At 68.4% G+C, this 21,864-nt stretch carries 21 protein-coding genes; 11 read left to right on the top strand and 10 right to left on the bottom strand.

Annotated features, from left to right (window positions below; translation table 11 throughout):
- Positions 1–218 precede the first annotated feature (218 nt).
- Together ACOQPC_RS09845 and ACOQPC_RS09840 are read left to right on the top strand one after the other, a co-directional pair.
- Complete coding sequence (locus tag ACOQPC_RS09845) at positions 219–1,115, top strand: aldose 1-epimerase family protein (protein ID WP_420605562.1); 897 nt, start codon at positions 219–221, stop codon at positions 1,113–1,115.
- The gene (locus ACOQPC_RS09840; protein ID WP_420605561.1) at positions 1,105–2,124 is read left to right on the top strand and encodes a glycosidase; all 1,020 of its coding nucleotides are present in this window, start codon (positions 1,105–1,107) and stop codon (positions 2,122–2,124) included. The genes ACOQPC_RS09845 and ACOQPC_RS09840 overlap by 11 nt, the downstream gene beginning before the upstream one ends.
- 36 nt (positions 2,125–2,160) lie before the next feature.
- Here the strand turns inward: ACOQPC_RS09840 and ACOQPC_RS09835 are convergent, their stop codons facing one another.
- The 3 genes from ACOQPC_RS09835 to ACOQPC_RS09825 form a co-directional block, all read right to left on the bottom strand.
- Positions 2,161–3,030: a class I SAM-dependent methyltransferase gene (locus ACOQPC_RS09835; protein WP_420605560.1), complete on the bottom strand. Its 870-nt coding sequence runs from the start codon at positions 3,028–3,030 to the stop codon at positions 2,161–2,163.
- A 46-nt stretch (positions 3,031–3,076) separates the two neighbouring features.
- Entirely contained in the window at positions 3,077–4,066 is a 990-nt protein-coding gene (locus ACOQPC_RS09830; protein ID WP_420605559.1) for an agmatine deiminase family protein, read from the bottom strand.
- A 96-nt stretch (positions 4,067–4,162) separates the two neighbouring features.
- Entirely contained in the window at positions 4,163–5,908 is a 1,746-nt protein-coding gene (locus tag ACOQPC_RS09825) for a M28 family metallopeptidase (protein WP_420605558.1), read from the bottom strand.
- A 164-nt stretch (positions 5,909–6,072) separates the two neighbouring features.
- Here ACOQPC_RS09825 and ACOQPC_RS09820 point away from each other — a divergent pair, with 164 nt between their 5' ends.
- From ACOQPC_RS09820 to ACOQPC_RS09805, 4 genes are read left to right on the top strand one after another with little or no spacing between them, the layout of a single operon-like run.
- Entirely contained in the window at positions 6,073–7,047 is a 975-nt protein-coding gene (locus ACOQPC_RS09820) for a glycosyltransferase family 2 protein (RefSeq protein ID WP_420605557.1), read from the top strand.
- On the top strand, positions 7,040–8,665 hold the full coding sequence (locus ACOQPC_RS09815; protein WP_420605556.1) for a hypothetical protein: 1,626 nt from the start codon (positions 7,040–7,042) through the stop codon (positions 8,663–8,665). Before ACOQPC_RS09820 ends, ACOQPC_RS09815 begins: the two co-directional genes overlap by 8 nt.
- A complete protein-coding gene (locus ACOQPC_RS09810; RefSeq protein WP_420605555.1) occupies positions 8,662–9,603 on the top strand; it encodes a lysylphosphatidylglycerol synthase transmembrane domain-containing protein in 942 nt (313 codons plus the stop codon). Before ACOQPC_RS09815 ends, ACOQPC_RS09810 begins: the two co-directional genes overlap by 4 nt.
- On the top strand, positions 9,600–11,405 hold the full coding sequence (locus ACOQPC_RS09805; RefSeq protein ID WP_420605554.1) for a hypothetical protein: 1,806 nt from the start codon (positions 9,600–9,602) through the stop codon (positions 11,403–11,405). Before ACOQPC_RS09810 ends, ACOQPC_RS09805 begins: the two co-directional genes overlap by 4 nt.
- Here ACOQPC_RS09805 and rpsD read toward each other — a convergent pair.
- Complete coding sequence (gene rpsD / locus ACOQPC_RS09800; protein WP_420605553.1) at positions 11,317–11,931, bottom strand: 30S ribosomal protein S4; 615 nt, start codon at positions 11,929–11,931, stop codon at positions 11,317–11,319. The genes ACOQPC_RS09805 and rpsD overlap by 89 nt on opposite strands.
- Positions 11,932–12,107: 176 nt before the next feature.
- Between rpsD and ACOQPC_RS09795 the strand changes: the two genes are divergently transcribed.
- Positions 12,108–12,428 carry a chorismate mutase gene (locus ACOQPC_RS09795; protein ID WP_420605552.1) on the top strand — a complete coding sequence of 107 codons (321 nt, stop codon included), beginning with the start codon at positions 12,108–12,110 and terminating at the stop codon, positions 12,426–12,428.
- Positions 12,429–12,696: 268 nt separating this feature from the next.
- On the opposite strand, the gene ACOQPC_RS09790 is transcribed toward ACOQPC_RS09795, so the two are convergent.
- The 3 genes from ACOQPC_RS09790 to ACOQPC_RS09780 all read right to left on the bottom strand — a co-directional run bounded on the left by ACOQPC_RS09790 (position 12,697) and on the right by ACOQPC_RS09780 (position 16,224).
- The gene (locus tag ACOQPC_RS09790; RefSeq protein ID WP_420605551.1) at positions 12,697–13,434 is read right to left on the bottom strand and encodes an RNA methyltransferase; all 738 of its coding nucleotides are present in this window, start codon (positions 13,432–13,434) and stop codon (positions 12,697–12,699) included.
- A 301-nt stretch (positions 13,435–13,735) separates the two neighbouring features.
- The gene (locus ACOQPC_RS09785; protein WP_420605550.1) at positions 13,736–14,194 is read right to left on the bottom strand and encodes a CHRD domain-containing protein; all 459 of its coding nucleotides are present in this window, start codon (positions 14,192–14,194) and stop codon (positions 13,736–13,738) included.
- Between the two features lie 41 nt (positions 14,195–14,235).
- Positions 14,236–16,224: a hypothetical protein gene (locus tag ACOQPC_RS09780; RefSeq protein ID WP_420605549.1), complete on the bottom strand. Its 1,989-nt coding sequence runs from the start codon at positions 16,222–16,224 to the stop codon at positions 14,236–14,238.
- A gap of 342 nt (positions 16,225–16,566) precedes the next feature.
- Here ACOQPC_RS09780 and ACOQPC_RS09775 point away from each other — a divergent pair, with 342 nt between their 5' ends.
- Complete coding sequence (locus ACOQPC_RS09775; RefSeq protein WP_420605548.1) at positions 16,567–17,130, top strand: hypothetical protein; 564 nt, start codon at positions 16,567–16,569, stop codon at positions 17,128–17,130.
- A gap of 32 nt (positions 17,131–17,162) precedes the next feature.
- Positions 17,163–17,477: a PRC-barrel domain-containing protein gene (locus ACOQPC_RS09770; RefSeq protein ID WP_420605547.1), complete on the top strand. Its 315-nt coding sequence runs from the start codon at positions 17,163–17,165 to the stop codon at positions 17,475–17,477.
- 90 nt (positions 17,478–17,567) lie between these two features.
- Here the strand turns inward: ACOQPC_RS09770 and ACOQPC_RS09765 are convergent, their stop codons facing one another.
- On the bottom strand, positions 17,568–18,383 hold the full coding sequence (locus ACOQPC_RS09765; protein ID WP_420605546.1) for a hypothetical protein: 816 nt from the start codon (positions 18,381–18,383) through the stop codon (positions 17,568–17,570).
- Between the two features lie 201 nt (positions 18,384–18,584).
- Here ACOQPC_RS09765 and ACOQPC_RS09760 point away from each other — a divergent pair, with 201 nt between their 5' ends.
- Positions 18,585–19,199 (top strand): DUF4126 domain-containing protein, encoded by a 615-nt coding sequence (locus tag ACOQPC_RS09760; protein WP_420605545.1) that lies wholly within the window; start codon positions 18,585–18,587, stop codon positions 19,197–19,199.
- 18 nt (positions 19,200–19,217) lie between these two features.
- On the opposite strand, the gene ACOQPC_RS09755 is transcribed toward ACOQPC_RS09760, so the two are convergent.
- Positions 19,218–21,020 (bottom strand): YadA family autotransporter adhesin, encoded by a 1,803-nt coding sequence (locus ACOQPC_RS09755; RefSeq protein WP_420605544.1) that lies wholly within the window; start codon positions 21,018–21,020, stop codon positions 19,218–19,220.
- 250 nt (positions 21,021–21,270) lie between these two features.
- On the opposite strand from ACOQPC_RS09755, the gene ACOQPC_RS09750 reads away from it, so the two are divergent.
- On the top strand, positions 21,271–21,444 hold the full coding sequence (locus tag ACOQPC_RS09750) for a hypothetical protein (protein ID WP_420605543.1): 174 nt from the start codon (positions 21,271–21,273) through the stop codon (positions 21,442–21,444).
- A 4-nt stretch (positions 21,445–21,448) separates the two neighbouring features.
- Here the strand turns inward: ACOQPC_RS09750 and ACOQPC_RS09745 are convergent, their stop codons facing one another.
- Entirely contained in the window at positions 21,449–21,739 is a 291-nt protein-coding gene (locus ACOQPC_RS09745) for a hypothetical protein (RefSeq protein ID WP_420605542.1), read from the bottom strand.
- Positions 21,740–21,864: the final 125 nt, after the last annotated feature.

Raw genomic sequence — 21,864 nt, 5'->3', positions numbered from 1 at the left:
GCAATCTATAGGGGGGATCCCGGTGAGGGGATGCGCAAAGCTAGTCCCATCGATGGCGTTGGCGCGCCACCCGCCCCCGCCCTTATCCACGAAGCGAACGATGCTCGGCCCACCACCGGATGATCGCTACCATCACAGAATGCTTGAATTGGCCGATGGCCGCGGACCCCAATCCGCATCACGCGCGTTCAACCAGGATCAGCATATCGGAACGCGCCATGACCCGTGACGGCCTCGTCGCCCTGACATCCCCCGCGCTGACGGCCACGGTTTCGCCGCATGGCGCGGAATTGCAATCGATCGCCGACGCCGAGGGCAGATCGCTGCTGTGGGACGGCGATCCGCATATCTGGAAAGGCCGCGCGCCGATCCTGTTTCCGGTCATCGGACTGCTGCACGACGACGGCTATCGGCTGGACGACCGGCGCTACGCCATGCCCAAACACGGCTTCGCGCGCGATGCCGACTTCGCCGCCGAGCAGAGCGCGCCGGACAGCGCCGTGCTGACGCTGACCGACAGTCCCGAGACATTCGCGCGCTACCCGTTCCGCTTCACGCTGGCGATCCGTTTCGCGCTGGAGGGCGCAGCGCTGCGGATCACCGCGACGATCGCCAATCGCGGTGACGATCCAATGCCTTTTTCCTTCGGCTTCCATCCCGCATTCCGCTGGCCGCTGCCCTATGGCGCGCCGCGCGACGGCCACCGCATCCGCTTCGCCGCGCCGGAGGGCGTGCCCCTGCGCCGGATCGATGGCGACGGGTTCCTGACGCCGGTGTTGCACGACAGCCTGATCCGGGATCGTATATTGATGCTGCACGACGAGCAGTTCGTCGACGACGCGATGATCTTCGAAGGCATCGCCAGCCGGTCGGTGCGCTACGGCGTGCCCGGCCACCCGGCGCTCGACATCGCCTTTCCGGACATGTCCACGCTCGGCGTCTGGACCAAACCGGGCGCGGGTTATGTCTGCATCGAACCCTGGGCGGGGATTTCCGAGCCCGAAGGCTGGGACGGCGATTTGCGCGACAAACCCGGCAGCCGGCGGCTCGCCCCCGGCGATGCGCGCCGCTTCGGCATGACCATCGCCCTCAAAGAGGATTTCGATGAGGCATGAACCGCCGGGCGCACCCAGCCATTTCACCGGCACCGCGTTCGATATCGACGGGGGCCTGTTCTCCCGCCCGCCAAAGGAGACCTCTATGAACGAACCCGACTTGCCAGGTACCGCCCAGATCGATTTCGCCGTCGAGGCGATCGAGCCGATCCGACTGAACGCGAGCGGCGATCTGGCCGGCCGCGATCTGATGAGCCCGTTCGTCTGGCGGCTCGAGACGGGCGGGCTCGGCCTGCTGGTGCGCGCCGTGCCGCGCGCTGGGGAGCCCGCCAGCGACACCGGCGCGATCTGGTATGGGACCAGCAGCGATGGGCTGACATTCGCGATGGACGAGCAGCCGGTGATCGCGCCCGGCCCCGGTCCGCTCGACATCGGCGGATGCGAGGATCCCACCGTGGTGCTCTCCCAGGGCGGTTTTCTGGTCTATTATACCGGTGTCGACGCGAGTATGGCCTCGGGCCAGATGCTCTACGCTTCGGGGCCGGACGTCCATTCGATGGAGAAGAAGGGCATCGCGCTCGCCTCCTCCAAGACGCAGGGCAATACCAAGGAGGCCACGGTCGAGCTGACCGAGGCGGGAAAATGGACGCTGTTCTACGAATATGCCCGCGATCAGGCCTCGCTGATCGGGCTGGCGCGGGGCGATGGGCCGGCCGGCCCCTGGCACGAGCAACCGCAGCCCTTCGCCCCGCGCCCCGACGGCTGGGACAGCTGGCACCTGTCGACCGGGCCGATGCTGCATAACGGGGCCGGCGGGCCGGTGATGTTCTACAACGGCGCGACGCGCGACGCGCGCTGGCGGATCGGCTGGATCGCGTTCGACAAGGACTGCACGCGGGTGGTCGATCGCTGCATCGAGCCGCTGATCGTGCCGCCGCCGCAGCAGGACCGCAGCGCCTCGGACATCGCTTTCGCCGCATCGGTGGTCGAAGCCGGGGACGTCGCGCATCTCTACTATTCGCTGGCCGACCGCATGCTCGAGCGCGCGGTGATTCGGCGCTTCGGTTAGGGTCAGGATCCTGGACGAGCGGCCGCCGCGCCCGCGTCAGCCGCGCTTGCGAAACAGCAGCGTCATGCGGTCGCTCTCGCCGATGGCCGTATATTTCGCCTTGTCCCGGTCTTTCAGCGCATAGCTGGGCGGCAGCGTCCAGACGCCATCGGGATAATCCGCGTCGTCCCTGGGGTTGGCGTTGACCTCGCTCGTGCCGACCAGGTCGAAGCCGAGCGCCTCGACATAATCGACCACGTCCTGCTGGCGCAGATAGCCGTGATTGCCGTCGGCATAATTGGCGGTCGCGTCCGCCTTGGCGCGGTGCTGGACGATGCCGAGCATGCCGCCGGGCTTCAGCATGGAGCGGATCGCCTTCAGCTCGTTGTCGGCGACGTTCCAGCGCATCAGGTTGTGCATCATGCGCATCACGATCACACGGTCGAACGTGCCCAGATCGGCCTCGGGTATCCGGTCGGTGGAATAGGCGGTGAGTTGGCTTTCCGGAATGTTGGGGCGGGCTTCTTCTGCGGGGTAGGCGGCCGGCTGCGCGCGCATGCGCGCCTTGGCGTCGTCATCGAACGGCAGCGTATCGGGCGCGAAGAACAGGCCGACATATTGCCCGCCGTCCGCCAGATAGGGTGCGAGCACGCGGGTGTACCAGCCGCCGCCCGGCGCGTAGTCGGCCACCTTCATGCCCGGCTCGACGCGCATGAAGGCGATCGTCTCGGCGGGGTGGCGATAGCGGTCGCGCTGCGCGTCCTCGGCCCGGGCGTCGTCGGCGAGTACTGCGGCGAGCCTGGCCTGCGCCGCGTCCGAGATGCCGGGTATGGCATCGCCCGTTCCCATTTCGGGCATGGCGTCCTGGGCGGTGACGGCGGCGAACGGCGTGGCGGCCAGCGCGGCGGCGATAATCAGGCGTTTCATGTCGGCATTCTCCCTTGGAGCATCGTTCTGTCTATCGTGTTGGCGGCTATAGCGCGGGAAGCTGCTGACTGCAGCAATGGAATGACCCGCCGCCGCGAATGATCCCGCGCGCGTCGATGCCGGCGGCTTCGCGGTCCGGAAACAGATCGCCGATCGCGCGCACGGCGGCGGCGTCGTTCGGGCGGCCATAGGTCGGCACCGCGACGGCCGCGTTGCCGATGTAGAAATTCATGTAGCTGGCGGGCACGACCGCCCCGTCCTGCTCGAACCGGCCGGGCGAGGGCAGGGGTGCGATGTCCAGCCCGAAGGCGCGGGCGCGGGCGGCGGCGGCGGCATAGACTTGCGCGTTGGGATCGCCGCTTCCCGCCGGTTCGGGCAACGCGAGCACACCGGGCGCGACGAAGCGCGCGAGATTGTCGACATGCCCGTCGGTATGGTCGTTTTCGAGGCCTTGGCCGAGCCACAGCAGCCGGTCGATGCCGAGATCGCTCGCCAGCCAGCGCTCGATATCCGCCCGCAGCGCGCCCGGATTGCGGTTGGGGTTGCCGAGACACTGCGCGGTGGTGGCGGCGAGGCCGGTGCCGTCCCCGTCGATCGCGCCGCCTTCCAATATCCAGTCGTTGCGGTCGAGCGGCAACCCGGCGCGCCCGGCCAGCGTCTCCGCCACCGCTTCGTCGCCCGCCATCACATATTTGCCGCCCCAGCCGTTGAACCCGAAGCCCCGCGCGCGTCGCGCGCTGCCGTTGGCGACGATGATCGGGCCGGTGTCGCGCAGCCAGATATCGCCGAACGGAACGACCGAAACGGTCACGCCGGAACCGACGAGCTTGCTCGCCGTCTCCGCGTCGCCCTCAGTGCGCGCGATCAGCTCGACCCGCTCGCCCGCGCCGCCCGCATGCACGGCGTCGGCGAAGGCGGCGACGTTTCGCTGCGCTTCGGCAAGGCCTACGGGCCATTCCTCGGGGTCGCCGGGGAAGCCGATCCACACCGCCTCATGCGGTGCCCATTCGGGCGGGGGGCGGAAGGGATGGGGCATTCGACTGTGCTCCTGCGAAGGCAGGAGCCCATCGGGAAAGGGCGCCTGCTGAGCTCCTGCCTGCGCAGGAGCACAACCTCTCAATATCGACCGGTGTTATTGTCCCGCCCGCTGGTCCGCCGTTTCGTCGCGGATCGCCCTGAACTCGTCGCCGGGTTTCCAGTTCGGCCAGTCGCCGGTCATCGCCAGTTCGCGGCCGATGCGGTAATAGAGCCTGAGGTCGCTCATCACGCCGGTCCAGTCCCAACCCGGATCATATTCGTCCTTGGGGCCGTGATAGCGGTTCTCGATATAGTCCTCGGCTGCCGCCGCGCCCGCCGCGCGCCCGCCGTCCACCAGGTCCTCGCCGCTTTCGAAATAGGCCATCGGCACGCCCTGCTTGGCCAGGCTGAAATGGTCGGAGCGGTAATAGAAGCCCTTCTCCGGCGTCGGCTCGCGCTCGGGCGTGCGCCCCTCGATCCGCGCGGCGGCGTTCAGATAGTCGTCCAGATCGCTCTTGCCCAGGCCGATCACGGTGAGGTTCTTCGCTGGACCCGCCAGCGACAGCGCGTCCATGTTCACGCCGCCCGCCGTCCTGGCCAGCGGATAGATCGGATGGTCTGCATAATATTGCGACCCGAGCAGGCCGGATTCCTCGGCGGTGACGTTGAGGAAGACGATCGAGCGATCGGGCGCGCCCGCTTTCACCTGCGCCTCGGCCAGCGCGACGAGCGCCGCGCTGCCGGTGGCGTTGTCGACCGCGCCGTTGCAGATGTCGTCGCCGTCGGGCGCGGGCTTGCAGATGCCAAGATGATCCCAGTGGGCGGTGTAGAGCACATATTCGTCCGGCCGCCTGGCGCCCGGCAGAACGGCGACGATGTTGTTCGACAGCTTGCGGCTGAAATCGTTCTGGAACGACAGCGATGCGGTTTCGCCCAGCGGCACGGCCTTGAAGCCCTTCTTCCGCGCGGCCTGCATCAGCGCGTTCATATCCTTGCCGGCGGCTGCGAAGATCCGCTCGGCCACCGGCTTCTGGACCCAGCCGTTGATCATCGTCTGGTCCGCGCCCTTGTCATTGGACTGGGCGAGATATTGCGGGCCGGTCCAGCTCGATTCGACCACGTTCCAGCCATAGGCGGCGGGCGCGGTGTCGTGGACGATCAGCGCCGCGGCCGCGCCCTGCCGCGCCGCCTCCTCATATTTGTACGTCCAGCGGCCGTAATAGGTCATCGCCCGCCCGCCGAACGGACCGTCCAGGCTCTGCGTCCCGAAGTCGGGATCGTTGACCAGGATGACTACGGTCTTGCCCTTCACGTCGATCCCGGCATAGTCGTTCCAGCCGCGCTCGGGCGCGTTCACGCCATAGCCGACGAACACCAGCTCGCTGTCCTTGAGGTCGATCGAGGGGGTCTCGCGATAGGTCACCGCCACGAAGTCATCGCCGTTCCGGAAGCTGAGCGCCTGTTTGCCGCCGCCGATGGTGAGCGGCGAGAAGTCCCTGGCGGTGATCTCGACCAGCGGCACCTCCTGGAACCAGCTGCCTTCATTGCCGGGCTTCAGCCCAGCCTGCTGGAAGCGCTGGACCATCAGCGCCTTGGTCTTCTCCTCGCCGATCGTGCCCGGTGCGCGGCCCTGGAACGCATCGGACGAAAGCTCGCGCGTCACATCCTTCATCGTCTGTTCGGACAGCTGGGGCGGCGCGATTGCGGTCGCATCGCTCACCATCGTGTCCGCCATCCCATCGCCGGTCGGCGCGCGGCCGGTGAGCTGGTCCAGGCTCTGCGTCGCGGCATCCGGCACATGGGTACAGGCGGCGAGCGTCAGCGCGGACAAGGCGGCGGCGGACAGAAGGGACGTTTTCATGGTGGGCGAGTTCCTCTCGGGGGAGTCTGGCGATACCGGGCAATCTGGCAGAGCGCCGGGCCGGGGGCAAGCCGCGCGCCGCGCGCATGACCCAGCCTTGTTGCAAGGCCAGCCAGGCGGGCTTATGCGCGGGGGCCGTTCGTGCAGCCGCCGGAAAGCCCGCTTTGAAACTCGTCATCCAGATCCCCTGTTACAATGAGGAAGAGGCGCTGCCCGCGGCGCTGGCCGATCTCCCGCGTGAACTGGAAGGCGTGGACGTGGTCGAATGGCTGATCGTCAACGACGGCAGCAGCGACCGGACGGTCGCGGTGGCCAAGGCGCACGGCGTCGATCATATCGTCGACCTGCCGGTGAACATGGGGCTGGCCCACGGCTTCATGGCGGGGCTGGCGCGGGCGGTGGCGGAGGGCGCGGACATCATCGTCAACACCGACGCCGACAACCAGTACGACGCGTCCTCGATCCCAGACCTGATCCGCCCGATCCTGGAGCGGCGCGCCGAGTTCGTGATCGGCGACCGGCCGATCCGCACCATCGCCCATTTCAGCTGGACCAAGCGGATGCTGCAGCGCATGGGCAGCGCGGTGGTGAAGCGCGTCTCGGGCACCGCGATCGGCGACGCGCCGAGCGGTTTCCGCGCGCTGACCCGCGACGCGGCGATGCGGATCAACATCTTCGACGGCTATACCTATACGCTGGAATCGATCATCCAGGCGGGCCGATCGAACATCCGCATCACTTCGGTGCCCGTCGGCGTGAACGGCGAGACGCGGCCATCGCGGCTGGTCCGCTCGATCCCGAACTACGTCATGCGCTCGACCGCGTCGATCCTGCGCACCTATTTCATCTACCAGCCGCTGAGCGCCTTCTTCGCGCTGTCGCTGCCCGCGCTGCTGCTGGGCCTGTGGCTGATCGGGCGCTGGACCTGGCTGACCTATGCGGTGCCGGACGGCCGCGTCCATCTGCCGAGCCTGGTCGCCGCGGCGATCCTGCTGCTGGTCTCGGCCTTGCTGTGGATCGGCGGGCTGATCGGCGAGCTGCTGAAGATCAATCGGCGGCTGCTCGAGGATATCCAATACGCCCAGCGCCGCGCGCAGCGCCGGCTGGTCGAGCCCCACGCTTCTCCGTCCGATGCCTGAGCTGTTGGCCGCGCCGTTCCCGCGCGATGCGCTGGCGGCCCGCGCGCTCGCCGAAATCCCCAAGCTCCTGACGCTGCAGGACCGCACGCCGGCCAGCGCCACCTACGGCTGCTTCGACCGCGCCTACTGGCATTACCGTATCATGGATTTCCCGTGCGGGATGAGCCAGGAGTTCGCCTATCCGCTGGCGCTGGCCCATAGCCTCGACATGCCGGGCAACCGCTGGTTCGGCGATCCGGCGATGCGCGAATGGGCCATCGCGGGGGTGCGCTACGCTGCGCGCTCGGCGCATCCCGACGGGAGCTGCGACGACTATTACCCCTATGAGCGCGCCGCCGGGGCCGCCGCCTTTTCGCTCTACGCCGCGCTGCATACGGCGGCGTTGCTCGGGGTGGACGACGATGCCGAGGTCGATGCGTTTCTGATCCGGCGCATGGCCTGGCTCGCCGGGCACAAGGAGAGCGGGCGGCTGTCCAACCACGAGGCGCTGATCGCCTGCTGCCTCGCCATGATGGGCGAGCGTTTCGGCCGCGAGCGTTGGGACGCCGCGCTGCGCGAGCGCTCGGCGCGGCTGCTGAGCTGGCAACACGCGGAGGGTTGGTTCGACGAATATGGCGGCGCCGATCCGGGCTATCTCTCGCTTACCATCGGCCTGCTCGCGGAGACCGACCGGCTGCGGCCCGATCTGGGCCTGCGCGACCCATGCGCCCGCGCGATCGGGTTCATCGCGCGGTTCGTCCATCCGGACGGCAGCGTGGGCGGCGAGTATGCCAGCCGCGGCACGCGCAACTTCTTCCCCCACGGCTTCGAGATCGCGGGCGCGTGGAGCGGGCGGGCGCGGGCGATCAACGACCGCGCGCTGCGCCCGCTGATCGAGGATCGTCAGCCCTGCTATGGCGACGACCATATCGTCGGCCACCACGTCTGGAGCTGGATGCGGGCGTGGGCCGAGTGGGGCGAGGACCGACCCGGCGCGCCGGCGTTGCCGGAGGGGCGCCGGCATTTCGAAGGCGCGGCGCTGCTGTGCGATCATCGGCCGGGCGCGCATCTCTATGCCGGGCTGTCGCGCGGGGCCGCGTTCAAGCTGTTCGACGACGCGGCGCTGCTCCGGTCCGACACCGGGCCGACCTTGCGGACACGGGGGGGCCGTATCGCGGTCACTCATCTGGACGGCAGCGCGGCGACCGAACTCGGCGCGGATCGCATCGTGGTCGAGGGCCGGATGGCCTGGGCCAAGGCGGCGCGGCTGACCCCGTTCAGATTGGTCGTGCTGCGCATGCTGATGATCACCATCGGACGCTTCTTCCCCGACCTGGTCCGCCGCATGCTGCAGGCGGTGCTGGTGACGGGCCGCAAGGATGCGCCCTTCGCCTTCAGGCGCGTGCTGGAGTGGAACGGCCGCGGCTGGACGGTGCGCGACGAGCTGCGCGCCGAGCGGGGCTGGGGCGACGTTGCCCGGATCGGCGTCGGCGGCTTCCAGACCTCGACCGCCACGATCATGGCGCGCGTCTGGAGCCCGGAGCAGGACCAGCCCTGGATCGACTGGAGCGACCGGCTCGCCGGGCTGGCCGACGACGCGGCGCTGGTGGTCGAGCGCGATCTGGGCGCAAGGCCATGAAGCGGCTCGCCGCGCTCGCCGTCAGCCTGGCGGTGCTGGCGTTCATCTGGTGGCGCGTCGATCTCGCCGCCATCGCCGCCGCCGCGCGCGCCGCCGATCCGGGCTGGCTGATCGCCGGGCTGGCGCTGGTCGTCCCGCTGACACTGATCACCGCCTGGCGCTTCCGCCTGCTCGCGCGCGGCGCGATCGGCGGCGGCGAGGCGGTGCGGCTGATCCTTTCGGCATCGACGCTGAACCTCGTTCTGCCGAGCAAGCTGGGCGACATCGCCAAGGCCTGGGCGCTCGGCCGGCGCCACGATGTGGGCGGCGAGCGGGCGCTGTCGATCGTCGTGTTCGAGAAGCTGCTCGACCTGGCGAGCCTCTTGTTCTGGGCGGTCCCCGCGCTGCTGTGGGTCGGCGGGCGGCAGCCGCTCTACCGGCTCGCCGCGCTGGCGGTGGCGGGCCTGCTGGCGCTGCTCGTGCTGCTGCTCGCGCCGGGCGGCATCGGGGTGCGCGCGCTCGGCCTGATCGCGCGCTTCGCCCCCGGCGCGATCGGCGCGCGGGCGGCGAGCTTCGGCGAGGAGTGGGGCGGGGCGGTGCGCTGGTTCTGGGCGCAGCGGCGCAGCGCCGGCATCGTCGCGGTGTCGCTCGGCCTGTGGCTGCTGCACCTCGTCCAGTTCTGGCTGTTCGCCCGCGCGCTCGGCCCGGCGATCCCGCTGCTCGACAACGTCGCCTTTGCAACGCTGGCGATCCTCGCCGGCCTCGTGCCGCTGACCATGGCCGGGATCGGCACGCGCGACGCGGCGATCGTCTTCTTCTACGGCCCGTTCCTCGGCGCGGGGGCGGCGGCGGTGCTCGGCGTGCTGGCGACCTGCCGCTACCTCATCCCGGCGCTCTGCGGCCTGCCGTTCCTCAGCGACTACTGGCGCCGCGCGCGCTCGGTCGAGGCCGGCGGATGAGGCGCGCCTGGCAGGGGCGGCGGGACGGGAGCGCATGGGGCATCGCCTTCGCCGCGCTCGCGCTCGTCCTCGCAGCTGCCAGCCTCTACCGGCAGCTGGTCCTGCCCGGCACGCTCGCCGCTTCGCCCTGGCTGATCCCCGACGATGCCCGGCAGTTCCTCGCCTGGACCGCGCGGATCGCCGATCCCGGCGCCATGCGCGGCGACCTGATCGCCGGCTACTGGCAGGCGGTGAGCCCGCCGCCTTATCGCTGGCTCTTCGAGGGCGCGGGCGCGCTCGGCCTGCCGACACTGACCGTGGCCCACGCGTTGCCGCCGCTGCTGCTCCTGCTCGGCGCCTGGCCGCTGTGGCGGCTGGCGCGGGCGCTGACGGCCGATCCGATGGCGGCGTTCCTCGCCGCCGGCGCCGTGCTGCCCGTCATCGCCATGGGCGACGCGCTCGTCTCGGCGACGCCGCGCGGCTTCGCGCCGCCGCTGCTGCTCCTGTTCCTCTGGGGCCTGGCCGAGCGCCGCGCCGCGCCGATGGCGCTCGCCCTGCTGCCGCTCGCCGGCGTCTACCCCGCGCCCGCCGTCGCCGCCTTCGGCATGCTCGGGCTCTCCCTGTTGCGCCCGTGGCCGCGCCTGTTCGACTGGCCGCGTCTGCCCACCCTGTTGCTCTGCGCCGTCGCCGTCGTCATCGGCATCGCGCCGTTCCTGCTCTCGGCGCGGGGCTACGGCCCGGCGATCGGCTGGCCCGGCGCGCTGTCGCTGCCCGCCATGGCGCTCCCGGACGGTCGGTCGAGCATCGTCGGTCCGGACGGGCGGGTCGCCTGGCTGTGCTCGGACCGCATCGGCTTCGCGCCGACCTTTCTCGATTGCGCCGGCCCGGCGGACCCGGCCGCTTGGCTGCTCTACGCGCTCGTCCTCGGTCCCGCGCTCCTCCTCTTGTGGCTGTGGCGGCGCGAGCGGCGGACCGGCACGCCTTCGCCCTGGCGCCCGACGCCGCTCTACGCGCTGGCGCTCGGCGCGGCGCTGGTCTGCTACGCCATCGCCGCCGCGCTCGCCTTCGAGCTGCACCTGCCGAGCCGCTACAGCCAGCGTCTCCTGGAGATCACCGCGCCGCTGGCGCTCGCCCATCTCGTCGGCCTCGCGCTGGTCCGGCTGGCCGGGAGCGGACGGCGAACGCTCGCCGTCCTGCTCGCCCCGGTCCTCCCGCTCGCGGCGCTGGTCGGCGCCGTCCTCGGCATGCCGCGTCCCGTGGCCCCGGCCGATCCCGGCCTGCCGCGCGCCGTCGCCGCGCTGCCGGACGATGCGCTGCTCGCCGGACCCTCGGACGCGCTCGCCGCCGTTCCCGCGCTCGCCGGGCGCCGCGTGCTGGCGACGGCCGAGCACGCCATCCCCTACCAGCTCGGCTATTACCGCCCGGTGGCGCGTCGCCTGGCCGACACGCTGGACGAAGTTTCGACGGACGATCCGGCGGCGCTCGCCCGCTTCGTGCGACGCTACGGCGTCACCCACCTCGTCGTCGACCGCGCGTTCCTCGCCGCGGGGGCGCTGCCGCCGGCGCTCGCCCGGACGCTTCCGGCCGAGACCGCTCTAGCCGCGCGCCGCCTCGCCCATGCCCGCTCGCTGGTTCAGCGGCGGGCGGACGCCTGCGCGATCTACGCCGGCCCGGCGGCGCTGCTGCTCGACGCCGCCTGCCTGACGGCGCCGGGCCGGGCGGGCCGGAGCCCGATCAGCGCGAGTAGAACTCGACGACCAGATTGGGTTCCATCTTCACCGGATAGGGCACCTCGTCGAGCGTCGGCACGCGCACGAAGCTGACCTTGTCGTTGCCGTCGGCCGACACGTAATCGGGCACGTCGCGTTCGGCGAGGCCCTGCGCCTCGATCACCAGCGCCATCTCCTTCGCCTTGGCGCCCAGGCTGATCTCGTCATTCAACGCGATCTGGCGGCTGGCGATGTTGCACTTCACGCCGTTCACCCGGACGTGGCCGTGGCTGACCAGCTGGCGCGCGGCGAAGATGGTCGGCGCGAACTTGGCGCGGTACACCACCATGTCCAGTCGGCGCTCGAGCAGGCCGATCAGGTTCTGGCCGGTATCGCCCTTCATGTTGCTCGCCTCGGTATAGGCGCGCTTGAACTGCTTCTCGGTCACGTCGCCATAATAGCCCTTGAGCTTCTGCTTGGCGCGCAGCTGGATGCCGTAATCGCTGAGCTTGCCCTTGCGGCGCTGGCCGTGCTGGCCGGGGCCGTATTCGCGGCGGTTGACCGGGGATTTGGGCCGGCCCCAGATGTTCTCGCCCATGCGGCGGTCGAGTTTGTACTTCGATGCTTTGCGCTTCGACATGGCATGTCTCCAATTTGCGTCACGTTGGTCCCGGTCTCGCACCGCCCAGCCGATATGCTGGACGCGGCCACCGCTTCACCGGGGTGCGGGGCCAATCGCGAAGCGAGGCAGTTAGGCCGCGAAGCCCTACAAGTCAACCGCTCGACATCGCCCGCCGGGATGCTAGACGCACCGCCATGAGCAAGCCCGCGCCCGAGCCGACCACCGACCCGACCGACTGCACCACCATGGCCGAGGTGCGCGCCGGCGTCGACGCGGTCGACCGCGCGCTGATCGATCTGCTCGCGCGGCGCTTCGGGTACATGGACGCCGCCGCGCGGATCAAGCCGGAACGCGGCGCGGTGCGCGACGAGGCGCGCAAGGCCGCGGTCATCGCCGCCGCCGCCGCCCGCGCCGCCGCGCTGGGCCTGCCCGAGGGCGCGATCGCCGCGCTGTGGGACCGGCTGGTCGAAACCTCCATCGCCTACGAGTTCGACCGCTTCGACGAGCGCGGGTGAGCAACCTCCCGTAGACAAGAAGCGCTGTTGCTCGTCACCCCAGCGAAGGCGATTATGTACCTTGCAAACCCGTTTCATTTGTTCGTCACCCCAGCGAAAGCTGGGGTCTCGGGCGGGATCGCCATGAGGCTTGAGATGCCAGCTTTCGCTGGCATGACGTACAAAGCTTTCGCTGGCATGACGAACGATGCGGGCGGGTAGCAATCGATACCGACTTGTTCGACGGGCTCGGCACTATGGGCTTGCGGCAGACAGCAGCTCACGAGCATCACCGCTTTTCCCGCTCCAGCCGGCTCAGCACGCCGCGCATGGTGCGGACCTGACCGCTGTTCCACGCGGGCTGGGTGAGCAGCGTGCGCAGCATCAACCGGGTCCGGGGCGCGCGGTCCGGCGGTTCGAAATAGCCGCGCGCGTCCAGCATCGCGTCGAGCTGCGCGATCATCCCGTCCAGCTCCTCCTGGGGGGCGGGCGGCGCGTCCTCCACCCGGGTCGGCTGGGCCAGCGCGGCGTCGTGCCGGGACCACTCGTAAGCCGTCAGGATCACCGCCTGGGCCAGGTTGAGCGAGCCGAACGCGGGGTTGACCGGCACGGTCACGATCGTGCGGGCGAGGGCCAGATCCTCGGTGCCCAGCCCCGATCGCTCGGGTCCGAACAGGATCGCCGTCCCGCCCGCCTCGCGCCCCCACGCGCGCGCCGCCTCCTCCGGCGTCAGCACCGGCTTGGTGACGCCGCGCCGCCGCACCGTGGTGGCGTAGACATGCGCGCGGTCGGCCACCGCCTCGGCCACCGTATCGAACAGCCGCGCGCGCTCCAGCACCAGGTCCGCGCCGCTCGCCGCCGGCCCGGCCGAGGGATTGGGCCAGCCGTCGCGCGGCGCCACCAGCCTGAGGTCGGTGAGCCCGAAGTTGAGCATCGCGCGCGCCGCCTTGCCGATGTTCTCGCCCAGCTGCGGGCGGACCAGCACGATGGCGGGGGCGGCGGGGCGGGGCGGGGCGTTGTCGGTCATCGGGGGCGTCATGTCTTCCTTTCACCTTCTCCCGCCCGGGCGGGAGAAGGATACGCAGCCTTGCCAGTCCTGAGCTTGTCGAAGGACCGGCTAGGCGAAGTTGGATGAGGGTGGGTGGCGCGAAGCGCCATCGACGGCGCAGCGCTGCAACGGCAGCCCTCACCGGGATCCCCACAAAGTGATACTTTGCGGGGTGCCCTCACCGCTGCGACTAGGGAGCAAGCTCCCAAGTCTCGCTCCTCTCCCGCAGGCGGGAGAGGGAAGTCGTCTTCTCCCGCCCCGGCGGGAGAAGGGCTCTTGGCTACAGCTGCCCGCGCACGGCGCCCTTGGGATAGTCGGCCGTGTGCACGTTGACGTAGAAGCCCGAGGGATCGGCGATGATCGCCGCGGCGACCGCCTTGTCGACGCCCAGGCACTTGCTGATCGCGCCGTTCACCGGCGCCTCCAGCGGCACCACCACCGGTCCGTCCACGCCGCGCGCGCCCTTGTGGATGTGGGCGGCGTTCGGGCGGCTGATATTCTGCACGGTGAGATCGTAACAGACCTGGTTGGTGGTCGCGTCGGCGGTGATCTTGGCGGTGCCGGTGCCGTCCGGATCGCCGGGGCCGGGCACCTCCTGCTGGCCGACCAGCGCGGTGGTGTAGCTCTCGCCGACGGTGCCGGCGAGCGTGGCACATCCCGCCAAGGCGGTCGCCGTGCCGATGATGCCGAGAGCGAACGCTCCTTTGAGGGTTGGCGCTCCGCCTGTGATCTGTGACATGCCGTTATCTCCTGATCCCGACCGGCCGCAAACGCCGGTGGTTACGGGAGTGAAATGGTCGGCCGCCCCGCCGGTTCCGCCCTCTTGCGCTTGGCGGCGGCGCGTCGCATGGACCGGCGGGACGGGAAGCGGCCGCGCCCGGCGGGCGCGAACGGCGGGGGCGCATCCCGCACGGAGGGCACATGAGCGGGTTCGACATCATCTTCAACATCTTCACGCTGCTGCTCGGCCTGGCCGTGGCCGAGGTGCTGGGCGGGCTCGCCGGCCTCCTGAAGCTGCGCGCGCGGGCCAAAGCGGGCGTCGATCCGGTCGCCGGCGCCACCCGCATCGGCTGGCTCGTCCCGCTGCTCGCGCTCGTCGTGCTCGCCCACCAGACCGGCTTCTGGCTCGACATGTTCGAACTGCGCGATTCGCTGCCGTTCAACATGCTCACCGTGATCGGCGTGCTCGCCGTGGTCGGCTACTATTATCTCGTCTCGGCCATGCTGTTTCCGGACGATCCCGCCGCCTGGCCGGACTACGACGCCTATTTCCGCGCCCATCGCCGCTTCGTCACCGGCAGCGTCATCCTCATTGCCGTGATCAGCGACCTCGCCTTCACGCTGCTGATCGACGGCCCCGCCGCCGCGCCCGGCCCGGCCTGGGCCGAGACGGTCGTGGAAATCGCCTCCAATCTCGGCCTCGCCGCGCTGATCGCGCTGTTCTTCGTGCGTGCCGAGCGCTGGCACCTGCCGCTGCTCCTCCTGATCCTCGCCGACTTCCTCGTCGAGACCGCGCTCAGCCCGATCGTCCCCTATGGCTGAGCGCCGCGCCGCGCCGCGCCGCTTCGTACGGTTCAGCTTCACACGCTTCACACTGTCCAGGGGAAGATTTTCGGGAGCGAGATTTACGGCATCTGTCTCCTTCGAACCAAGGACGCCTTCCGGAATGGTTTTCCCCGGATATTCATTCGTCATGCCAGCGAAAGCCGGCATCTCGGGCGTTATGGCTGATTCGCCCGAGACCCCAGCTTGCGCTGGGGCGGCGGGGAATGAGTTTACCTGGTTCGAAGGGACAGCCTTCGAATCTTCGGGGATTGGAGCATTAGAATCTTCCATCCTTTCGCCGCGGGGGAAGCATGGTTCCTCGATTTCCTCCCGATCCAGCCCGAACGCCGCGCGGCGCTGCGCCTCGGCGAGCGCGCGGTGCGCTTGCTCCTCCTCCTCCTCCTCCTCTTCGGGGGCGAGCGCCGCCATTTCCTCCTCGCTCAGCGTGCGGCGGTAATGGCGGTCGCCCCATTCGCCCTCCTCGATACCGTCATAATCGGCGGGCGGGGGATAGTCGGTCCACCATTCGGCGCCGGATTCCCAGATCAGGTGCGGATTCTCGTCCCACTCGTCGTTCGCTTCGGCCGCGCGCGCCGCCGCGTCCGCGCGTGCCGCTTCTGCCTCCCGCGCCAGCGCCGCGGCCGGCGTCTCCAGCAGGTCGCCGGCGTCCGCGCCCGCCTCGATCCGGTCGAGCAGATCGTCGAACCGCTCCGCCCCGAGCGCCGCCGCGGGGGTATCCGCGCGCTTGTCGAGCCGTCCGAGCAGCGCCAGCAGCAGCCGCCCGTCGAAGCGGGTGCGCGTGTCGATCGCCTCGCCATGATAATAGATCGGATCGGCCGTGCCGTTGATCGCCTTGTGCTGCAGATCGTCCTCGGCCAGCTCGCGCGCCTGCACCAGCGCGCCTTCCCAGGCGAGCGCGAACGCCGGGTCGCGCCGTCTGAGATTATACGCCCCCTCCCGGCTCATCGAGACATAGGCCGCCGCGTCCCTGACGTTCCCGCAGCGCGCCAGCGCCTCCAGGAACTGACGTTTGGACGAGGGCGTCCAGCCGTCAAGCCGCCGTTTGCGGGGCGAAAGCTCGTCTGTCGACATGGGGGTTAGGGCCGGCTGCCCGGCGGGCAAAAGGCATGTCGCCGATCCGGCGACGGGGCTGGCGGCCGGAGCGGGCACCGCGCCGGGCGGCACATCGGCAAGGCTCGTTTCGACATGATCGGGAGCGTGCATGATTGGTCCTCCTTATTCTGGTGGACCGACCACATAATACATAAGGGGGTATGTAGGACAGAGTTAAATATGTTGGGTTCCGGATTTACCGGGCATGATCGCGGACGGACGTTCCCGCCGCCGTTGAGAGTTAATCTGCGAAAAAACCTTTCCTGTCCCAAGTAAAATAGTCTTGTTATACTACTGATATATATTGAGAAATAAGCTTTGTGTCCCAGTATTTCCATAGTAAAATCCGTTACTTGACCGTCGGCTTGCCATGGCGACCGGTATTTTACGCAGTCGAACGGAACTAAAACCACAAACCCCGGTTGGAAGCACCGTTACACAGGAGAAACGAACATGGCGGAAATTCCGGTAGAAAAGAAATCGGGCGGCATCCCCTGGTGGGTATGGCTGATCCTGGCGTTGCTGATCGCGGCGCTGATCTGGTGGTTCGTGGCCAATGCCAACGATCGGGACGGCGACGTAGCGGATACCGACGTCGTCGCCGAGCAGCCGATGGACGACAGCCGCATGGTCGATACCACGCCGACGGATGCGAACGGTTCGATGACTGCAAGCGGCGATACGATTACCTCGATGGCAACGCTGACCGGCGCGGGCGCCGGCGCGATGTCCGGCATGGTCGGCCGCCAGGTTTCGCTTCAGGGCGTGCCGGTCGAATCGCTGGAAGGCGACATGGCCTTTTATATCGGCGACAGCCCGGCCAATCGCACGCTGGTGGTGTTCGACGAGACGCCCGACGTGCCGAAGGAGAAGCGGACCGTCGTGAAGGCCGGATCGCGGGTCACGTTCGACGGCATGGTGCGCGCCGCGGGCGACGTGCCCGCCGACGTCAAGGTCACGATGCCGCAGGGCACCGACGCCTATGTCTATGCGAACAAGGTCGACGTGGTGAGCTGATCCACGACCATCGAAATCGAAAGGAAAATAGCGTGGCTGAAGACATTTTCGTACATGACGACCGCTTCGAACAGCTGGATCATCTGACGGACTGGAAATTGGAGCATGAATCGCAGGATATCCGGGGCCGGCCGCTGGTCATGCCGAACGGCGAGCGGATCGGCGTGATCGACCATCTGCTGGTGGACACGGGAGCGAAGCGCGTTGCCGCGGTGCGGCTGGAAGACGATCGCTGTTGCGCCGTGGAGCGGCTGGAAATCGCGGACGACCGGGTGATCTACCATCCCGGAAGCGCGACCGTCCCGGCGAGCCGCTATGACGAGGAATCCTGGCGCTATCAAATGTAGGACGCGCAGTCCGATCCGAAAGCCGCTCGCCCGCATCGATGGGGCGGGCGGCGTTTTTTTTTTGGCGATTATGTGCTTTGCACACCCGTTTCATTTTTTCGTCACCCCAGCGAAAGCTGGGGTCTCGGGCGGGATCGCCATGAGGCCTGAGATGCCAGCTTTCGCTGGCATGACGTACAAAGAAAGGCGGAGCTGTGCCGTTCTTGAATTTCCATCCGACAGGGTTTGGAAAGCACAGAATCGCTTTTTTTGTTCAAACGGAAACATGACAGGCAAGCCAGGGACCGGCGGATCTGAGGCGCGCAGAGGCGCGGATCGACGGGTGGGTCGGTAAGGTCCCTCATCTCCTCGGCTGGGGTCGGGACCTACAATCGGGCAACGATGATAGGTCAAATCCTCGTCGCCGAGCCGATAGCGCAGCGTGGTGCCGTCGGGATCGATCGTCAGCCGGTCGGTTCGCTCCACGCTAGACTCGTTGCGGGTGACCAGCAGGCGCACCGCGATCGCCGCGTCGCCGCGCCGCATGACCGACAGCGGTTCGCCACTGGCGTGGACGAACTGGATTTCCGACGCGCCGACGATGATCCGCCCCAGCCGCGATTCCTCGGCGGACCCGGCGCGGCAGTCCGCCGGAGTCATCGCCCAGCGGCCGCGAAACGGCTCTGAAATCACCGGCTCGGCGCGCGGCTCCGCAGCGTTAACGCCACCTATCGAACCATCGTCGATCGGGGAGGGAGAGCCCGGCACCCTTTCGACCGGTCCGGTCGAGCGCGGCGCGGAATCGGGTTCCGGCGCGGCATCGCAGCCGCTCAGCAGCGCCATCGTCAGCAATAGGATCGGGCGATAGCGCATCTTCATGCCGTGCATATCTTCCGCCTCCGATCCGCTCGAATGGCGACTTCCCATGAAGCCCATCCTTGGATGATATCCCCGTCTGGTTACGATGGGTCCGTGAACATTGCTACTCTCGTTATTGCGCCCTGCGCTCGCGATGACGAAGCACGGGAATGAAATGGGAACGCCAATTCCGACCGATCGGCGCTCCGATGTCATCGCCAAAGCCGCGCGAACCGTCTATCGCCGAGCGACGGAAAAGGAGACCGGCCCATGGGAATCGTCGAACTGCTCAGCCTGGCCGCCAGCGTCAGCCTGCTGTCGGGGTGGCGGCTCTATCTCACCGTGTTCGCCACGGGGGTCGCCATGCGCACCGGCTGGATCGCCTTGCCCGACCATCTGGAATTCCTCACCGCACTCGCCAACCCCTGGGTAATCGGCATCGCCGCGCTCGGTGCGATCGCCGAATTCCTGGCCGACAAGGTCGCTTTCGTCGACAGCGTCTGGGACGCGGTGCACAGCGTCGTCCGCCCGCTCGGCGGCGCGCTGCTGGCGATGGCCGTGGTCGATACGGGCGACCCCGCCTGGCAGATCGTCGCCTTCCTCGCCGGCGGCGGTGCGGCTTTCGCCGGCCATGCCGCCAAGGCCACCACCCGCGCCGCGGTGAACGTCAGCCCCGAACCGTTCAGCAACGTCGCCGTCTCGACCGGCGAAGATATCGCCGCGGGCGGGCTGCTGCTGCTGATGTTCGCCAATCCGGTGGCGGCGGCGATCATCGCGCTGCTGCTGCTCGGCCTTACCATCTGGGCGCTGGTCGCGCTGCGCCGCTGGCTGCGCCGCGTCCTTGGACGAAAACAGGGGGCGACCATCCGGCCGCCCCCTGTTTAAGTTTCACGCTCGCGCGGTTCAGAACTGGATGCCGATCCCGCCGTTCACGCCCGCATAGCCCCGAGTGTCGAGGCTGGCACCGACGCGCACCACGCCGTCGCCTTCGCCGAATGTGCTGGAAGCGCCGAGCGCGACGGCGGATTCGCCGCGATAATGGCCTACGCCCATGCTGATCATGGCCTTGCCCGGCGTGAACGCCTGCGGCAATCCGGCCACCGCCAGCGCTCCGGCGGTGCCGGCCGACAGATCCTCCCGCAGCTCGCCGAGATCGAAATCGAGCTCCGCGAAGCGCGTGTCGGTGTAGAGCTTGGCCTCGGACAGGCTGGAATCGAGACCGCGCTGCAATTGCCCCAGGTTCACCGCATCGGTCGAGCGAACCGCTTCGGCGACGTTGCCGAGCCGGACCGGACCGTCCGTGGCGCCCGCGAGGCGGGTGCTGTTGGTCCGCACCGGACTGGGCAACGTGGGATCGCCGTCGCTGACATATTCCACCGCCTGCGGCCCGATATCGCCGACCCGGTCCTGCAGATCGGCGATTTCGGCGCTGTTGAACGTCACGCGGCCGTCGAGATCGGTGATCGCCGCCCCGTTGTCCGCCACCGCGCCCTCGGTCGCCGTCACGCGTCCGTCCAGACCATCGATCGCGTCCATATTGGATGCCAGCGCGCCTTCGGTCGCCGTCACGCGATCATCCAGCCCGTCGATCGCGCCAGTGTTGGCCGCTACCGCGCCTTCGGTCGCCGTCACGCGGCCATCGAGACCGGCGATCGCGCCGGTATTGGCGGTGACGCGACCATCCAGTCCGTCGATCGCGTCGCTATTGGCCGTCACGCGCCCGTCCAGCCCGGCGATCGCGGCGGTGTTGCCCGCCACCGCCTGGTTGGTGTCGAACAGCTGCGAGCCGTTGACCGCCTCGGTGGAGTCCGCGGTCACCGCGCCGTCGGCGACATTGCCGATCGTGGTGCCGTCGGCCCCGCCCAAAGCAATGCTGGCCAGGCTCGCATCGTCATATTGCACGGCCAGCGCGTCCAGCGCGGCGAGATCGTCGGCGACGCCCTGCACTTGCCCAACCGTGGCGGCATCGCTGACGGCGGTACCGGGCGCGACATTGGTGATCTGCCGCGCCGCGCCGGGCGCGCCGACCGAGAACTCGCCCGCCGAATCCTGCGGTCCGTCCAGCCCGAGCGCGGCATAGCCCGCCTGCGGTCCGCGGTCCGCCGTCGAGCCGGCGCCCAGCGCCACGCTGTTGGGCGCGGTCACGCCCGCCCCGCTGCCGATCGCAATGCTGGCGGTCGCCCCCGGCGCGGCGGTCGCGCCGTTGCCGAACGCGATCGCGTCGATATCGGCGGCCACGGCGCCGTTGCCGTTCGCGCCCAGACCGCTGATCCGGTTGCCGCCGATGGCGATGCCGCCTTCCGCGTCGAGCGCGAAGCTGTCCGCGCTGGCGTTGCAAGCGTCGGTGGGCGCGACGAGGTTGCCGTCGCTGTCGATCACCTGGAGGGTGACCGGTTCGCCCGCCGCGGCATTGGCGAGCAGCCCGGCGACGTCGATGTCCAGCGGCAGCGGGCCCGGCAAGCCTGGAAGCGGAGCCGGTCCGATCAGACCGTTGATAGCGGCCTGCAACGGATCGACCGTGCCTTCCACCACCGGGCCGAGAATGCCGGTTACCACCGAGGGCGGCAGGCTGACGCCTGAACATAGGCCGACCACCGGTTCGGCTTGCGCCTGCGCGGCGGTGGGAAAGGCCAAGGCCGCGGTCAACGCGGCGGCCGACGCACAACTCAACGTCTTGATCGCACGCGATCTGTCGAAATTTTTCATTACGGAACTCCTGAACACGCCACTCACGAATAGTAGCGCGATCAAGTATCCAGCCTTAGGAATAACCGACAATAACGATATATAGTTTATGAAAACAGAGATGACGGAAAGGAAGATCGTATATTTATGAACGATCGTTCACAGTGCTTGTGCCAAAAGTCGGAGACGCGTTGCAACTTTTACGTACCTTGCACACGCGTTTCATTTGTTCGTCACCCCAGCGAAAGCTGGGGTCTCGGGCGGGATCGCCATGAAGCCTGAGATGCCAGCTTTCGCTGGCATGACGAACAAAGCTGGCATGATGAACAAAGCTGGCATGACGTACAAAGCCGGCATGACGAACAAAGCCGGCATGACGTACAAAGAAAGGCGCAGCTACGCCGTTTCTGAATTTCCATCCGACTGGGTTAGCAAAAGTACATAACCGCCTATTGCTTGGCGGGCATGGCGTCGCTCATATCCATCTGGCCGTCCTCGACCTTGTCGCCGATGTCGTCGGCCTGCGATTCCATCTGGTCGGCCTTGTCCTGCATCTGCTCGCCCTCGGCCTGCATCATCGGATCGTTCATCTCGTCGCCCTTGGCTTCCATGGCATCGCCCTGGGCGTCTAGCGTATCGGCGCGGTCGTCGACCGCGTCTTCGACCTTATCCTCGGCTTCGCGCGCGCAGGCGCTGAGGGAAAGGGAGGTGAGGCTGAGTGCCAAAAGAATCTTTTTCATGGTTGGTCGTCCTGTTGCTTGATCCGAAACTGGTTCGGCTTGTCCCACTTTAGCCGCGCCGTAGGTAAACTCAGCTTGAAGCGATGACAATGCATATTCGGCTGAAACGTCCCGACTGACTTCGA

It is taken from the genome of Novosphingopyxis sp. (genome assembly GCF_965218915.1).
GTDB lineage: Bacteria > Pseudomonadota > Alphaproteobacteria > Sphingomonadales > Sphingomonadaceae > Novosphingopyxis.
Note: the sequence above shows the minus strand (reverse complement) of the source record. Positions and strands in the feature narration are given on the sequence as shown.

Coding starts and splice junctions, on each gene's coding strand:
- ACOQPC_RS09845 (WP_420605562.1), top strand. CDS start 219: ATGACCCGTGACGGCCTCGTCGCCCTGACATCCCCCGCGCTGACGGCC.
- ACOQPC_RS09840 (WP_420605561.1), top strand. CDS start 1,105: ATGAGGCATGAACCGCCGGGCGCACCCAGCCATTTCACCGGCACCGCG.
- ACOQPC_RS09835 (WP_420605560.1), bottom strand. CDS start 3,030: ATGAAACGCCTGATTATCGCCGCCGCGCTGGCCGCCACGCCGTTCGCC.
- ACOQPC_RS09830 (WP_420605559.1), bottom strand. CDS start 4,066: ATGCCCCATCCCTTCCGCCCCCCGCCCGAATGGGCACCGCATGAGGCG.
- ACOQPC_RS09825 (WP_420605558.1), bottom strand. CDS start 5,908: ATGAAAACGTCCCTTCTGTCCGCCGCCGCCTTGTCCGCGCTGACGCTC.
- ACOQPC_RS09815 (WP_420605556.1), top strand. CDS start 7,040: ATGCCTGAGCTGTTGGCCGCGCCGTTCCCGCGCGATGCGCTGGCGGCC.
- ACOQPC_RS09810 (WP_420605555.1), top strand. CDS start 8,662: ATGAAGCGGCTCGCCGCGCTCGCCGTCAGCCTGGCGGTGCTGGCGTTC.
- ACOQPC_RS09805 (WP_420605554.1), top strand. CDS start 9,600: ATGAGGCGCGCCTGGCAGGGGCGGCGGGACGGGAGCGCATGGGGCATC.
- rpsD (WP_420605553.1), bottom strand. CDS start 11,931: ATGTCGAAGCGCAAAGCATCGAAGTACAAACTCGACCGCCGCATGGGC.
- ACOQPC_RS09795 (WP_420605552.1), top strand. CDS start 12,108: ATGAGCAAGCCCGCGCCCGAGCCGACCACCGACCCGACCGACTGCACC.
- ACOQPC_RS09790 (WP_420605551.1), bottom strand. CDS start 13,434: ATGACCGACAACGCCCCGCCCCGCCCCGCCGCCCCCGCCATCGTGCTG.
- ACOQPC_RS09785 (WP_420605550.1), bottom strand. CDS start 14,194: ATGTCACAGATCACAGGCGGAGCGCCAACCCTCAAAGGAGCGTTCGCT.
- ACOQPC_RS09780 (WP_420605549.1), bottom strand. CDS start 16,224: ATGCACGCTCCCGATCATGTCGAAACGAGCCTTGCCGATGTGCCGCCC.
- ACOQPC_RS09775 (WP_420605548.1), top strand. CDS start 16,567: ATGGCGGAAATTCCGGTAGAAAAGAAATCGGGCGGCATCCCCTGGTGG.
- ACOQPC_RS09765 (WP_420605546.1), bottom strand. CDS start 18,383: ATGGGAAGTCGCCATTCGAGCGGATCGGAGGCGGAAGATATGCACGGC.
- ACOQPC_RS09760 (WP_420605545.1), top strand. CDS start 18,585: ATGGGAATCGTCGAACTGCTCAGCCTGGCCGCCAGCGTCAGCCTGCTG.
- ACOQPC_RS09755 (WP_420605544.1), bottom strand. CDS start 21,020: ATGAAAAATTTCGACAGATCGCGTGCGATCAAGACGTTGAGTTGTGCG.
- ACOQPC_RS09750 (WP_420605543.1), top strand. CDS start 21,271: ATGAAGCCTGAGATGCCAGCTTTCGCTGGCATGACGAACAAAGCTGGC.
- ACOQPC_RS09745 (WP_420605542.1), bottom strand. CDS start 21,739: ATGAAAAAGATTCTTTTGGCACTCAGCCTCACCTCCCTTTCCCTCAGC.